12 protein-coding genes and 3 pseudogenes are annotated in these 13601 nt (G+C 41.4%); 9 read left to right on the forward strand and 6 right to left on the reverse strand.

Annotation, left to right across the window (positions count from 1 at the left end):
• The first annotated feature begins 129 nt into the window (after positions 1 to 129).
• The 4 genes from FED51_RS10335 to FED51_RS10350 all read left to right on the forward strand — a co-directional run bounded on the left by FED51_RS10335 (position 130) and on the right by FED51_RS10350 (position 4110).
• Positions 130 to 1254, forward strand: coding sequence for an MGDG synthase family glycosyltransferase (locus FED51_RS10335; protein WP_053431181.1), 1125 nt, complete (start codon positions 130 to 132; stop codon positions 1252 to 1254).
• 362 nt (positions 1255 to 1616) lie between these two features.
• Positions 1617 to 3182, forward strand: coding sequence for an AraC family transcriptional regulator (locus FED51_RS10340; protein ID WP_053431180.1), 1566 nt, complete (start codon positions 1617 to 1619; stop codon positions 3180 to 3182).
• Positions 3183 to 3193: 11 nt separating this feature from the next.
• A complete protein-coding gene (locus tag FED51_RS10345) occupies positions 3194 to 3589 on the forward strand; it encodes a hypothetical protein (RefSeq protein ID WP_053431179.1) in 396 nt (131 codons plus the stop codon).
• Between the two features lie 53 nt (positions 3590 to 3642).
• Complete coding sequence (locus FED51_RS10350; RefSeq protein ID WP_041820556.1) at positions 3643 to 4110, forward strand: GNAT family N-acetyltransferase; 468 nt, start codon at positions 3643 to 3645, stop codon at positions 4108 to 4110.
• A 68-nt stretch (positions 4111 to 4178) separates the two neighbouring features.
• Here FED51_RS10350 and FED51_RS10355 read toward each other — a convergent pair whose 3' ends face one another.
• Entirely contained in the window at positions 4179 to 4538 is a 360-nt protein-coding gene (locus tag FED51_RS10355) for a DUF4363 family protein (protein ID WP_053431178.1), read from the reverse strand.
• A 96-nt stretch (positions 4539 to 4634) separates the two neighbouring features.
• On the opposite strand from FED51_RS10355, the gene FED51_RS10360 reads away from it, so the two are divergent.
• Complete coding sequence (locus FED51_RS10360; protein ID WP_053431177.1) at positions 4635 to 5513, forward strand: DUF421 domain-containing protein; 879 nt, start codon at positions 4635 to 4637, stop codon at positions 5511 to 5513.
• Between the two features lie 22 nt (positions 5514 to 5535).
• On the opposite strand, the gene FED51_RS10365 is transcribed toward FED51_RS10360, so the two are convergent.
• From FED51_RS10365 to FED51_RS10380, 4 genes and pseudogenes are all read right to left on the reverse strand, one after another.
• The gene (locus FED51_RS10365) at positions 5536 to 5994 is read right to left on the reverse strand and encodes a TrkA-related ion transporter (protein ID WP_175414318.1); all 459 of its coding nucleotides are present in this window, start codon (positions 5992 to 5994) and stop codon (positions 5536 to 5538) included.
• A gap of 105 nt (positions 5995 to 6099) precedes the next feature.
• A complete protein-coding gene (locus FED51_RS10370; protein ID WP_053431175.1) occupies positions 6100 to 6324 on the reverse strand; it encodes a potassium channel family protein in 225 nt (74 codons plus the stop codon).
• A 98-nt stretch (positions 6325 to 6422) separates the two neighbouring features.
• The gene (locus FED51_RS10375) at positions 6423 to 7148 is read right to left on the reverse strand and encodes a DUF421 domain-containing protein (RefSeq protein ID WP_053431174.1); all 726 of its coding nucleotides are present in this window, start codon (positions 7146 to 7148) and stop codon (positions 6423 to 6425) included.
• A 5-nt stretch (positions 7149 to 7153) separates the two neighbouring features.
• Positions 7154 to 7890: pseudogene (locus FED51_RS10380) on the reverse strand (YIEGIA domain-containing protein).
• 169 nt (positions 7891 to 8059) lie between these two features.
• Here FED51_RS10380 and FED51_RS10385 point away from each other — a divergent pair.
• The 4 genes and pseudogenes from FED51_RS10385 (at position 8060) to FED51_RS10400 (ending at position 11605) form a co-directional block, all read left to right on the forward strand.
• Positions 8060 to 10385: pseudogene (locus FED51_RS10385) on the forward strand (xanthine dehydrogenase family protein molybdopterin-binding subunit).
• Positions 10382 to 10789, forward strand: a complete 408-nt coding sequence (locus FED51_RS10390; RefSeq protein ID WP_053431173.1) for an FAD binding domain-containing protein — start codon at positions 10382 to 10384, stop codon at positions 10787 to 10789. The pseudogene FED51_RS10385 and the gene FED51_RS10390 overlap by 4 nt, the downstream one beginning before the upstream one ends.
• Positions 10782 to 11254, forward strand: a pseudogene (locus tag FED51_RS10395) ((2Fe-2S)-binding protein). The gene FED51_RS10390 and the pseudogene FED51_RS10395 overlap by 8 nt, the downstream one beginning before the upstream one ends.
• A 75-nt stretch (positions 11255 to 11329) precedes the next feature.
• On the forward strand, positions 11330 to 11605 hold the full coding sequence (locus FED51_RS10400) for a hypothetical protein (RefSeq protein WP_010898137.1): 276 nt from the start codon (positions 11330 to 11332) through the stop codon (positions 11603 to 11605).
• A 119-nt stretch (positions 11606 to 11724) separates the two neighbouring features.
• On the opposite strand, the gene FED51_RS10405 is transcribed toward FED51_RS10400, so the two are convergent.
• Entirely contained in the window at positions 11725 to 13293 is a 1569-nt protein-coding gene (locus tag FED51_RS10405; protein ID WP_138090473.1) for an IS1182 family transposase, read from the reverse strand.
• Between the last annotated feature and the right edge of the window lie 308 nt (positions 13294 to 13601).

Raw genomic sequence — 13601 nt, forward strand, 5'->3', positions numbered from 1 at the left:
GTGATGCGATTTCTTTGAAGATGAATGGAAGGAATTGAGCAACAATCCATTGAATGATTCACACGCCCCTTTGTCACAATATATAAGGACGATCATGGCTTCGACATCTTTGAAAGAGAGGAAATGAAAATGGAACGAGGACCATTGATATTTTCCGCTTCTATAGGCAATGGACATAACCAGGCTGCCAAAGCCCTTCAAGTGGAGTTTCAAAACAAAGGATATCAACCAGAAATCATTGATACGTTTTATTCGTTAAGTCCGGCCTTACACAAATTTATGCTTACGAGCTATGTAAACTTGCTTAAGGTGGGTCCAAGGATCTGGCAAAAGATTTACTTTCAAGCGGAAAAATATCCGTTGTTTTTGTTTTTAGATCAGTTTGCTACTTTCTTTGTAGAAAGCCTCCATGCGACTGTGAAAAGCAACCGGTGTTCCTTTTTAGTTTCCACCCATCCGTTTGTCACCGCCTTTCTCGTTCGTTTAAAAAGCAAGAAGCAGTTAAATCTGCCGTTATATACAGTGATTACCGATTTCGTTCTTCACCCAGCCTATCTCCGCCCTGAAATTGATGGCTACTTTACAAGTGATCCGAACTTTACCGACTTTGCGAAATTGAACAACGTATCCGATGATCGCTTCTTTCCAACGGGTATCCCGATTCCTAATCTGGAATCAATCGATCAACCGAAATGGAAAGTGAGGAACGATCTAGGATTAGACCCTCAACGTAAAGTGTTGATTATTGCAGGAGGGGGCATTGGCTTAACCAATTACGCTCAAGTGATCCGCGCCCTTGAATGTTTACCCGAGCCCATTCAACTGTTATGTATGATTGGTCACAATTACCAGGTGAAAGAAAAAATTTCACGAATCAAAAGCAAACACGAATTAAAAGTAATCGAGTTTACCGATAAATTTTTACTATACCTCAAAGCAAGCGATGCGATTTTGTCTAAGGCCGGGGGCTTAACGATGGCTGAATCATTAGTGTGTGAGACGCCAATTATCATTCACCAGCCAGTGCCTGGTCATGAGGAACACAACGCAAAATTTTTAATTGACGCTGGCGCAGCGCTAAGGGTAAAGGGAAGCAAGGAAATTCCTACAACAATCAAGCGAGTTCTTTACGAAGAAGCGTGCTTTGGTCCGATGATCGAAAATGCGAGAAAACTAAAAAAGCCAAATGCTTCCAATGAGATTGTGGAGCAGATGTTGCTTTTAGTGAAGGAACAGCAGCACGCCTTCCGCTAGCTAAGAAAAGATCACCAATCAAATGAGTGTGATCTTTTTTCGTGTAGTTCTTTTGATCTGATTTTAAAATGAGGCAAAAGACCTTAAAAGTAAAGAAGATCAAGGGTGGACGCGAAAAGACAAATAAAACATACTAAAACGGTTGAAATTGACAAAGAAATACGTTGAAACTACTATAGATTGAGGAAATAACCGATAGTACCTGGGCGACTGATTTTTCTATTAAATAAATCTTCTTGACTTTTAAAGGATGGTGTTATTATTACAGAAAAATCCAGTTCTTGATACATGTGAAATGCTGAGCGAATAAGTATCTGTCGATTTTTGATTCAGGACGTCGGTTGAAAATGAGGAGGAAAACATTGATACACGTCATCATTGCGACTGAGGATGCAACATTCGCCGACCGTCTTAAATCCATCATTGTTTCAGCGCAAAACCAATTTAGCCGTTTAGCGATTTCAGATTCGGATCAAAAAATGCTGCAACTTGTAAAAGATTTGTTTACAATTATATTGATTGACGAAACAGATTTACCGCTTCAGAACAACATGGATCTGATTCAAACCATACAAAAACAGCATCCGAAAACACAAACCGTCCTTTTAAGAAATCGAAAGAACTTTAATGATGAAATAATGAAAACGGAACAAAGTAGTAAACATTCAGCTCCAGAAATCGTTTTGAAAAATGTACTACATGAAATGTTTCAAGAAATTGTGCAGAAACAGGAAAACTGTTATGAAACCTTTGTACGTTCTTTAATACATGGAGATCTTGGAACGGGTGTTTCGTTTACAAATAGCCACCGCTATCGTCATCATTTACTGGTATTGTGCTGCGCTGAATTAGTTTCATCGTTTGACCAAAGCAAAGAGATTCCGGCACAAGTCTTTTGGAAACAAAGTGATTGGCAAGAACGCTTATCTGTACAGTTAAAAGGAATTGCTGAATGTACTATAGTGGATGGGGCAACGCCCTCAGAAAAATGGCTCATGATTTCATTTTATCAACAGCAGAAAGATCATTCGGTTCAACATTGGATAGAACTTGTCGGCAACCTCTTAAACCAAGGTATGAACGTTACGATTAGTCACAGTAATTTATTTCACTCATTTGATGAAGTACGTGAATTAACTAAAATGTTAAGAATGGTCTTGATCAAGCATATTCGCTTAGCTGTTTCTGACTGTTTTTCTCTAGCTGATCTTGAACGTACAGTAGCTGATCCGGCTCCTGATCCGATTTTTGAAAAAGAATTCGCTTTTGCTCTTGAGCAAAGAGATCTAAAACTTGTCAAGAATGTGTTGTATGGGCTTTTCGTTCAGTGGCAAGAAACAAAGCCGCAGCAAAACTATCTAGCTAGACAGCTAATGGGGATCTTGATTAAAATCCAGCAAGTCTTTCATTGCTCTTCATCCTACACACTAGATTTATTTTACGCAGACTTGAGTGATGCCATGCTACGTGCATTGGATTACGATGACTTGTATCGATCGACTTGTCGAATGATCGATTTATTTGCAGCCGTAGCAAAAGACATTGTTGAGGGTCAACATCATGACAACGACTTGCTAGCTCAAGAGATTGAAGCGTATATCGATGAGCATTTTCCCGAACCGATTAATCATCAAACATTATCTCAACGGTTCGGACTGGTTCCTTCATATTTAAGTAAAATTTTCAGTCGTTATAAAGGGATATCTCCAGCAAAATATATTGTGAAACTTCGATTAGAGGCAACAAAAGAGTTGTTGTTAGAAAATCTAGGATTAACAATTAAAGATATAGCCTATGTTGTTGGTTTTGAAGATCCTAGTTATCTCAGTCGTATATTTAAACGAGAGACAGGGTTAAGTCCATCAGAATTTCGTAAACAACAAAAGGTTTTACCTACCGTTGACGATTTTTCAATGTACAGAAAGTGAGGCAGAGGATTGTGAATGTTTATTATCAAACATCTCAAGCTCAGGTATACTGGGACCCAGCCTTAAAAGCCGTGGTTCTAAGATGGAAAGGATTTGCCCAGGGAAAACAGTTTAAAAAAATTAACGACAAAGCTCTTGAATTATTGAAACAGAAAAGGGGAAAAAAATTGCTGATTGATTCAAGAGAGCAGTCTGTTATTGTTCAGGAAGATGAAGCTTGGCTTTCAAAAGATTGGATGCCAAAAGCGGTTGAGATAGGATTAAAATATAGTGCACTTGTTAAGCCGAGGAATGCGATCCCTAAGGCGAATTTAAAAAATCATGCTTTAAAATGGGAAAATTGCCATACACGGGAATTCTTTTCGACTATCATTAGAATGATAAGAAAATATAATCAAAATTCATAAATAATCCTAAATTTTATTATAAATAAAATTCGATACAATGAAAGAAAGGGGGAATGAAATTGAATATTCATGTTACTATTCGTGAAGCGACAGAGGGAGACTTAGAGCAAATGGTTCATATGCTCGCTGATGACGTGTTAGGCCGTAAACGGGAGCGTTATGAAAAGCCACTACCAGTAAGCTACGTCCGCGCATTTAAAGAAATTAAAAAAGATAAGAATAATGAGTTAATTGTCGCTTGTAATGGGGAAGAGATCGTCGGTATGTTGCAAGTAACATTTACCCCATACCTTACGTATCAAGGGAGCTGGCGAGCAACGATTGAAGGGGTAAGAACTCATTCAGCTGCACGCGGCCAAGGAATCGGGAGCCAATTGGTATGTTGGGCAATCGAGCGAGCAAAGGAACGAGGCTGCCACCTCATTCAACTGACAACAGATAAACAGCGTCCCGACGCTTTGCGTTTTTATGAGCAGCTAGGCTTTAAAGCTTCTCACGAAGGACTTAAAATGCATTTTTAAGCTTTTGTATCATGAGCGTTGATTAGACTTCGTCTTTGAAATACTTCAAAGCGAAGTCAGCAATCGCTCTAAATCGTATAAATAACCGCCAAGCGATACTGGATTTGTTTCAACCCAAGCATGCACTCGTACTCATCCTGTTCTTGCACACTCACTTTCAATCGTTCGATCTCTAACTCAATGTCTTGGTAGTCTTCGAGCTCTCCTAGAAGTTGCATTTTCCATTTTTGATTGGCATAGTGCGCTTCAAAATTTTCAATGTTTGCAAGGGCTTCTTCCCATTTCTGATGTTCAATTTGCTGCTGCAATTCCATTACTTGATCAAAAAGAAGCTCATCATTTTTCGTCTTAAATAAGTCTCCCACATTACAGCCTGACAATAATGTCAAAAGAAGAGCTGCTGTTACGATGTATACATATTTTCCCATTCAGATTCCTCCCTCGATTAATAGAGAAGTATGACTTCCATTAGTTTGCCCCATAATAAACAAAAAATCGCCTTTTTTTAAAGAGGGAGGAAACAGATGACTGATTTAGGGAATGTTTTTATTCGAGGAGTCGTTGCTTTTATTGTTTTATTTATATTAGTGCGGATAATGGGAAAAAAGCATATCACCGATATGACGTATTATGAATACATCGTAGGCATTACAATTGGTAACATTGCTGCGCAACTAACGTTTAGTCCACATGTAAGAATGTCGAACACTTTATTTGGAATGATCATCTGGGCGATCTTTCCGATGGTTTTGTCAAAGCTTGAATTAAAATCTTTTCGCTTCCGTTCTTTATCCGAAGGTGAACCAACGGTTTTAATCGAAAATGGAAACATCCTTGAAGAAAACTTGAAAAAGGAAAACTTAACCGTTGATGAGCTAATGATTCACCTTAGACAAAAGGATGCGTTTAAACTTGATGACGTTGAATCTGCTGTAATGGAGAAAAGCGGACTCATAAGTGTTATGAAAAAAAGCAATGTTCAACCGCTCACCCCAAAGGATGCTGGACTAGTGATCGAGCTAGACCATTCTCCGCAAATTGTCATGATTGCTGGGAATGTGCTCGAAAAAAGTTTGCAAGATTATGGATATACGAAAGAATGGTTGCTCGCAGAAGTGACAAAGCAAGGGGCAAAACGATTTGAGGATGTTTTTCTTGCCCAAATTGATTCAAAAGGGAACGTCTATGTCGATTTATACAATGATCAACAATCAAACATGCCTGAAGTGAAACAAAAATTGTTAATGGCAGCAAACATTAAACAATTGCAAGCCGATCTCATCCAAATTTCCATGCAGGTGACAGATGCTAAAACGAAGGAGCAATTTAAAGCGCATGCAAAGCAAATGGATCAACTCTTTCATGAGCTATCAGCACACATGGTGGAGACATCTTCCACTTAGTCATAGATTTTTTGCGTAACATTCATTTCTCAGAAAGAGCGGTTGCTGCAATCAATTTGGAGAACGGTTTGTGGGATAAAATGTAGTCATCGACCCAATCAGCATGGCCATTGTTTATGTGATCTTCGTCTAAAATTTCACACACAATGTACGGATCAGTATTTTTCATTTTGGCCATCTGTTTAATGGTTGACGCGATTAACAATACCTTTCCATCTTCAGCTGTTACGTCAACCGGGTAGTCGGAGGCAAAAAGACAAACCGACTTTGCTTCCAGTACATTCGCTTTATCAAGAATTTCAACCTTACTTGGATCGCCTTTTACATAATAAACGTTGTCATCGTCAATCGGAGCCTCTTCCAGCTTATCGATTACGACGATATCCGTTGTCTTCTTTTCGTTTAGAATTTCCATAATGGAGAGTTTTGCCTTCTCAGACCAGGTGATCATCACGACATGATTTTTGCCTTGATAGACCATCGTGTTGTCCTCCTTTAACTCCTCATACTTTTGAATAAAATCGATCCATTTCGCAATCATCACCGCAAAAAAACTAATACCAAAAAGGTAAATCACAGTCGTGAATCATCTTCCTGCAACGGTCTCTGGAATGTAATCTCCTAAACCAACTTGGGATACCGTTGTCATAACGAACCAAAATCCGATATAAGGGCTTTTAAACTCTTCAGGTTCAATCCAATGAATCACAAATGAGCTAATGAAAATAAACAGAATTCCAAAGAAGATGATTTTCCAATGTTCAATTCGGATGCTGTGGTGAAGCACTTTTTTAATCAAACTAATCATCATTATATATATAAAAACTCCTTACTTTTTATACTAAGGTTGTGCGGAAGTCGAGATTTCATTCTTTCCAAATGTTAAATGATGATTAGATACGATCACTGCTAGCGAAGAACCGGATGTTTAGGTGCAATATGATGTGAGTAAAGGGAGATGTGCATGTTATGAGTTTCGTTGATGGATCCAAAAAATATATCGGAAATATTGTGATAGCCAAGTTGCTTTAACGTTTGATGCAGCCAGTCTTCCGTTAAGCCTAAGTTGTGTAGCACTTGCTTTTGAACCGTTCCTTCCACAATAATGGGGTAGGCAATCGTCCCTTTTTCGGGTGGTAACTGAAAATCCTTTCTTGTGACTGGGACGTGCGATGATTTCATCTGTATGCTTAAATCACCGTTAGCCTCAATGATTCCAAGCTCGACCAAGGATACATCAAAAACATTTTGCTGGCGCAGCATGGACAGGATATTATCGACTGTATAGCGTATGTTTTTTATTAAGTTCTGCTCAAGAAATTGCCCGTTTTGGATGACGATCGTAGGAGGAAAGGTGATTAATTTGCGGAAGCGATCAAAGCTAATCAGTGACGTTGCCACAGCTTTTTGAAGAAGAGCAATCGCAAGTATGGCAATCACCGTTGGAAGATGTTTGACGTCCGGGTCTGCCAAATCTGCCCCAACGACCGATCCCAGTACTAAAAACACAATGTAATCGAAGACGGGAAGTTCTGAAATTGAGCGTCTCCCCATAAATAGGGTAACGACTAATAGCAAAGGCAAGATCATGGCGACTCGACCTAATACCGTAGGAATATCCTGAGCCCATTCCATCTGTTTCACCTCGAACATAAGATAACTTGCCGTTGTCCACTGTTAAGGAGAGGAATTTGATAGTGTTCATGGTTTGGATGTATGACAGCTGCAAGCCCATCCTCTAAAAACCATTGTTTTGCTTCCTCTCTCCCCATTAAATGAGAGACGAACATACCATCCACATAAAGGTCTGATCCTTTAATTTCCATAAGCCCTTCTGTCACTGACGCGATGTCCCCGATTTTTTGCCGCTCCGTAAAGCGCTTCAGCAAATAAAATAGACTCAAACCGACCGCGGCCCCAACGAAAATTTCAACCCATCTAGAAACGTCTAAAAACTCTTGAAGTAGCTGAATTGTCAAGGCTGTTGTAAACGAAACAAGCATGGCGATATAGTTTCGCGCTTCGAAGATTTTTGCAATCCCATCGATGTATGCATCTCCACGTCTTGCAAATTCATCACCTTCAAGATCTAGCAAGCTTTCCCGTTCGGTTTTTCGCACGTCACGGAAATACTGAATGGCTAACGCAAGAAAGGTCACAGCAGCAAAGCCTTTGCCATTAATGTCGGAATGACAATAGCCCCTAATGCGGAGGCTAGCCCGCCTGTGACGACATGAATAAGGTATCCATTCGGATAATTCGGATATTGCCGATAGTCTAATTTAATAGTCAGAAGCCGAGCGATGGTGCCAATCACTGTTGCTGTAATAATTAACACTAACATTTCTGGTGAAATGATGTCATTGTTATTTGACATAAAGGGTGAACTCCTTACGAACAATTTTGCTATTAGGATGAATAAAACGTCTATTTTTATTCAATAGCAAATCATCCCCAAAGTATGCGAATGGGTTTTCGTTAATAAGCAATACTAACAAAATGAACCTTTTTGTTTGGAAAAACTTGTTTTTCAGAGGTGCTTTATGATGAGTCGAAGTATTGGAAAAAGCATTTATCGTAAAGAGGCAATGGCAAAAGTGACAGGGGGCTGCAAAATATACGGCAGACTGGGCGACATCCGAGATGCTACATATCAAGCTTGTCACAAGCCCTTATGCCCATGCACTCATAAAAGATATTGACTTAACCGAAGCCTATCAAGTACCGGGTGTTCGGCGAATTGTCATCGGACAGCCATTTCCTCTTACTGGAGAAGAACTACAAGATCGCCCTCCGATCGCCTATCATAAAGTACGCTACCACGGGGAGCCTGTCGCGGCGGTTGTTGCAGATGATCCTGTGCAAGCAAAAAAAGCAGCGGAACAGGTTAAGGTTACCTATGAACCCCTTCCCGTTGTGAACTCGGTCACCGATGCGCTTCATCCCAACGCGGTGTTGGTTCATGACCATGTCGAAACCTATGAACGGATTGAACATGTATATCCTGAAGCAAACAGCAACATAGCAGACCATACAAAAATCCGCAAAGGAAACATAGAAGAAGGCTGGGCGCAAAGTGATGTGACGGTCAATGCTCACTTTTCGTTTTCACCCTCGGACCATATCGCGATGGAAACTCGCTGTGTTACAGCGGAAATCTGCCCAGACGGGAAAGTTGTCTTTACCTCATCGACCCAATCACCCTATATCATCAAAAAGTTAATGAAAAAATACTTTGAGATTGATGAAGGGAGCGTGATTGTGCACACTCCGTTAGTAGGAGGGGGCTATGGCGGGAAGGTAGCGGTCCAACTTGAACTCATTGCTTATATGGCAACGCTCGCAGTCGGTGGAAGAAAGGTGAAACTTTTAAATACACGGGAGGAGGATATGATTACATCGCCCGTGCACATCGGGCTCGAAGCAGATATCAAACTAGGAGCATCAAAAGATGGATTTTTAAAAGCAGCCGAAATCTTGTACAAGTTTGATACAGGGGCCTATTCTGATAAAGGGGCGACGATCAGCCGAGCGGCGGCTGTCACTTGTACAGGCCCATATCACATCGAAAACATTTGGTGCGATTCCCTTTGTGTCTATACAAACCATCCGTATGCGACAGCTTACAGAGGGTTCAGTCACTCTGAGCTACTATTTGTTTTCGAGCGAGCGATGGATCAACTAGCGCGAAAATTGGGAATAGATCCATTAGAAATACGGCTAAAAAATGCCATCTTACCAGGGCATACAACCCCGACGCAAATGCGATTAAATCAAAGCACTGTCGGAGACTTGCCGCAGTGTATCAATAAATTGAAAACGTTAATGAATTGGACAGAAGGCCAAGTTATTCCAATTAATGACCGAAAAATACGGGTGAAAGGCGTAAGCTGTCTTTGGAAAACATCAACAATTGATTCACAGGCAAGCTCCGGTGTTGTCCTAATCTTTAATGCAGACGGAAGCATCAACGTCCTATCGGGTCTAGTTGAAATCGGGACAGGGACAAAAACAATCCTAGCTCAATTACTTGCAGAAAAGTTGAGCATGGATGTGGATAAGATCCACGTCAAAATGGAAGTAGACACCCAATCGATGCCAGAGCATTGGAAAACCGTGGCAAGTAGAGGGACGTTAATGGCGGGAAGGGCGTTATTACATGCTGCAGACGACGTCATTCGTCAATTAAAGGATTTGGCCTCACGGGTTCTCATCTGCTCCCCTGAGGATTTAGAAGTTGGAAATGAGAGGGTGTACGTTCGTGATGAACCTGACACATTTATTAAAGTCTCCGATATTTGTCATGGCTATAAATACCCGAGTGGTTACGCCATCGGGGCACCGATTGTTGGAAGAGGTCACTACACATTAAGGCACATCACCCACCTGGAGCATGATACTGGGGTCGGAAAGCCTGGACCTGAATATGCTGTTGGTGCCCAAGGGGTAGAAGTGGAATTTGACCTGCGAGACTATACGTATAAAATTTTGAAGGCTTACGCCGTAATCGATATCGGAAGAGTGTTAAATGAAAAGGCGGCAAAAGGGCAAGTAATGGGGGCGATGAGCATGGGGTTAAACTTTGGTAGCAGTGAGACATTCGTGTTCAATGAGGATGGTCAAGTGTTAAATCCTCGCCTGCGAACCTATACACCGTTTCGTTATGGTGACCACCCTGAATATATAGTGGATTTTGTCGAGACTCCCCATATTGATGGACCCTATGGTGGGCGTGGCATCGGTGAACACGGCTTAATCGGCATGCCGGCAGCATTGGCCAACAGTCTGTCACTTGCTGCAGGTGTGGATCTCAATCAGCTGCCATTAACTCCGGAGCTCATTTGGCAAGAGAAAAGGCGGTCCTCCTCATGATTTCGTTTGAATTTGAATATTACAAACCAGCCTCCGTCATAGAAGCGACAACATTATTTCAATCGTTGGATCAAGCGGGGAAAGACCCGATGTATGTTTCGGGCGCTACCGAACTCATTACGCTAGGGCGAGTCAACCAACTAAAATCAGGTGCCATCATTGATCTGAAGGAATTTCCGCATGCGTTTAGCGGGCTTTGCGCTTTTCCGTTTCGAGATCAAACCATGGAGCAATGGTTAAATGATCATCAATTATCTACAGAACAACGGATTGAAAAATCGATTGAGCAAGTGCCGGCGCCGATTGTAAATGACGTGCATGGATCATCCGAGTACCGAACGTTTGTCCTAAAAAACACATTGACTGATGTATTGAATGAGTTGGAGGGCGAAGGTCATGTATAAAACAGAAATCACATTAGACGTAAACAACGAACAGCGAACGGTTTATGTGAGAAATGCCGATCTATTGTTAGATGTATTGCGTGAGCCATTAGGGTTAACAGGAGCGAAGCCAGGTTGCTTAAATGGAGATTGCGGCACATGTACCATCGAGGTGGATGGGGAAACAATGAAAGCGTGCTTAATGCTAGCCGTAGAGGCTGTCGGAAAAAAATCACAACGATTGAAGGCTTAAAAGGTACGCTAGTGCAAGGAGCGTTCATTGAGAAGTTCGCCTTCCAATGCGGGTACTGTACACCGGGGTTTATTATCAATTGCCATACACTCTTGCAAAAATACCCGACGGCAGACGATACCGTCATCAAGGATTGGTTAGAATCGAACATATGTCGTTGCACAGGTTACCAAGAAATTGAGGAGGCAGTAAAAGCGGTCCAAGATCAATTAAAAAATGGCTCCCGAGAATAAAGGGTATGCATGACTACGGAAGGTTACATACTAACGATGAAACAGCAACAATCATCATGAGGAGGTCGATCAAACATGCAACAAAACCAGCAAGCCCAACAAGCGGCGCAACAAGCAGAACAAGCGATTCAACAGGCGCAACAAGCCATCCAGCAAGCAACACAACAAGCAAATCCTCAAGCGATTCAGCAAGCGCAGCAACAGTTAAACCAAGCCGCTCAGCTCGTACAGCAAGCGCAAACAAGCGCACAACCTGCCCAACAGCAACAATTTCAGCAGGTTCAGCAACTGTTACAACAGGCGACACAACAGCTAACCCAAGCGCAACAACAGCAACAAAGCCAACAATAACGTTTGTTTGACAAGAGGCTGGGACAAATCTAACTAAGAAGTAATTGTAGAAAGGGCCGACCATCAAAATAAGATGTTTGGACCCTTTTTAGTTGTATTTTTGGTCATCTGTTGTCCTATTAACTGCTCATGGCGGTGTACTTTCTCAAGTTCACCGCCATGAATGCAAAACCTAATTCATTTTTTACCTTCTCTTTTCCTCTCACTGACATACGAGTGAAACCCAAATTAGCCTTCAAAAATCCGAAGACTGGTTCCACATCAATCTTACGTTTACCGTAGATTTCGCCCGTTTTCTCTTCTGAAAGCTTTTGTCTGATGGATTCCTTTTGCTGTTCCCATTTTTCATTGTAGTGTATTTTTCGATTATGGCCTTCTTTAGCCTTGGTGCATTGGGAACGGAATGGGCAACCTGAACAATCCTCACACTCGTAGACTTTAAATGCTCGTGTAAAACCACTTTTATCTTTCCGATTCGATAGGTAACGGAACGTCAACTTTTGCCCGTTTGGACATGTAAAAGAATCTGTTTCCTCGTCATATTCCCAATTGGCAGAGTGAAAGTCGTTATTTTTATATCTTTTTTTCTTCTCCTTACGGTACATATTATACGTGATAAGTGGAGTGCACTCCCGATTCATTACATCTTCATAATTCTGTTCACTACCATACCCTGCATCAGCGACAATGTACTGGGGCAGCTTAAAGAAGTGTTCCTCAATCTTATCCAGAAAAGGAATAAGCGTGCGTGTATCTGTTGGATTTGCGAAGACATCAAATGCAAGCGTATATTGCCCTTCTGTCGCAATTTGCACATTATATCCTGCTTTTAGCTGGCCGTTCTTCATGTAATCATCTTTCATTCGCATAAAAGTGGCATCCGGATCCGTCTTGGAATAACTGTTACGCTCTCCGAATATGGACATGTCGTTTTGGTATTTTTGTTTGCGGGCCAAAAAATCTTTGAACTGTTTGAGGTACTGTTTCGATCTTTTGCGTTCCGAACGTAGTTGTTTACGTTCCTCTACTTCTGCACTTTCTTTAATTTTTTTATCAAATTCCTCCACTTTCTCGTCAAGCTTTTGCACGACCTCGTGGAGTTCTTTAGGAGATAGTTCTTCCTGATCTTCCCGTTCTATTACCGGAATAATTTCCTTTTCCAGCAATTCATCATACATTTGATTGGATTTCTCCACCAAAGCTGCACTGTATTTTTCCGTCGCTTTGCGCCAAACAAACGTAAATTTATTGGCGTTCGCTTCGATCTTCGTCCCGTCAATAAAGATAGCTTCTTCCTCTATCAATTTTTCCTGCACAAGCTGGCAACGAAATTGGACGAAGCACTGACGTAGTAGTTCTTTTACGTCTTCGTGGACACGAAAGCGATTGATGGTACGGTAACTCGGTTCGTATCCTTGAGCCAGCCACATCATACGAATACTATCCTTGAGTAATGCTTCCATTTTTCTTCCGGAGAAAACAGATTGTGTGTAAGCACATAAAATCACTTTCATCATCATTCGTGGATGGTAAGCAGGGCTGCCCGTGTCACGCAAAAAACTGGCGAAGGCTTCATCAGGAATCTGTTCCACGAGGTCATTTACAGTGTAGGCAATATCCTTTTCCTGAAGCTTTACTTCTAAATCTAACGGCAAAATCACTTGATCCATGTTATAATATTTAAACATAAGGACACCCCCGGTAAGTTATTGTGTGGTTACTTTAATTTTACCAGAAGGTGTCCTTTAGGTTTCAACAAATTAGTTGATTGTAGCGAAAGGAGCGAGACGCCTTCGGGAAAAGCATTCGGCGAAGATCCCGCAGGGCGGTTTTCCCGAGGAAGCTGAGGCAATGCCCGAGGCAAGCGAGCATCCTGTAGCGAAAATCAACAACAAAGTTTAGCAGAGCATAAAAAGGAAAGAGAGACACCCACCCAAACTTATTGGGATGAGTGCCTCTCTATTTTTTATTTACCGGGTTTTGTCCCAGCCTCTTT

Origin of the sequence: Halalkalibacterium halodurans (genome assembly GCF_005671335.1) — a bacterium.
GTDB classification, from domain to species: Bacteria; Bacillota; Bacilli; order Bacillales; family Bacillaceae_D; genus Halalkalibacterium; species Halalkalibacterium halodurans.

Coding starts and splice junctions, on each gene's coding strand:
- FED51_RS10335 (WP_053431181.1), top strand. CDS start 130: ATGGAACGAGGACCATTGATATTTTCCGCTTCTATAGGCAATGGACAT.
- FED51_RS10350 (WP_041820556.1), top strand. CDS start 3,643: ATGAAATTGAATATTCATGTTACTATTCGTGAAGCGACAGAGGGAGAC.
- FED51_RS10355 (WP_053431178.1), bottom strand. CDS start 4,538: ATGGGAAAATATGTATACATCGTAACAGCAGCTCTTCTTTTGACATTA.
- FED51_RS10360 (WP_053431177.1), top strand. CDS start 4,635: ATGACTGATTTAGGGAATGTTTTTATTCGAGGAGTCGTTGCTTTTATT.
- FED51_RS10365 (WP_175414318.1), bottom strand. CDS start 5,994: ATGGTCTATCAAGGCAAAAATCATGTCGTGATGATCACCTGGTCTGAG.
- FED51_RS10370 (WP_053431175.1), bottom strand. CDS start 6,324: ATGATGATTAGTTTGATTAAAAAAGTGCTTCACCACAGCATCCGAATT.
- FED51_RS10375 (WP_053431174.1), bottom strand. CDS start 7,148: ATGGAATGGGCTCAGGATATTCCTACGGTATTAGGTCGAGTCGCCATG.
- FED51_RS10390 (WP_053431173.1), top strand. CDS start 10,382: ATGATTTCGTTTGAATTTGAATATTACAAACCAGCCTCCGTCATAGAA.
- FED51_RS10400 (WP_010898137.1), top strand. CDS start 11,330: ATGCAACAAAACCAGCAAGCCCAACAAGCGGCGCAACAAGCAGAACAA.
- FED51_RS10405 (WP_138090473.1), bottom strand. CDS start 13,293: ATGTTTAAATATTATAACATGGATCAAGTGATTTTGCCGTTAGATTTA.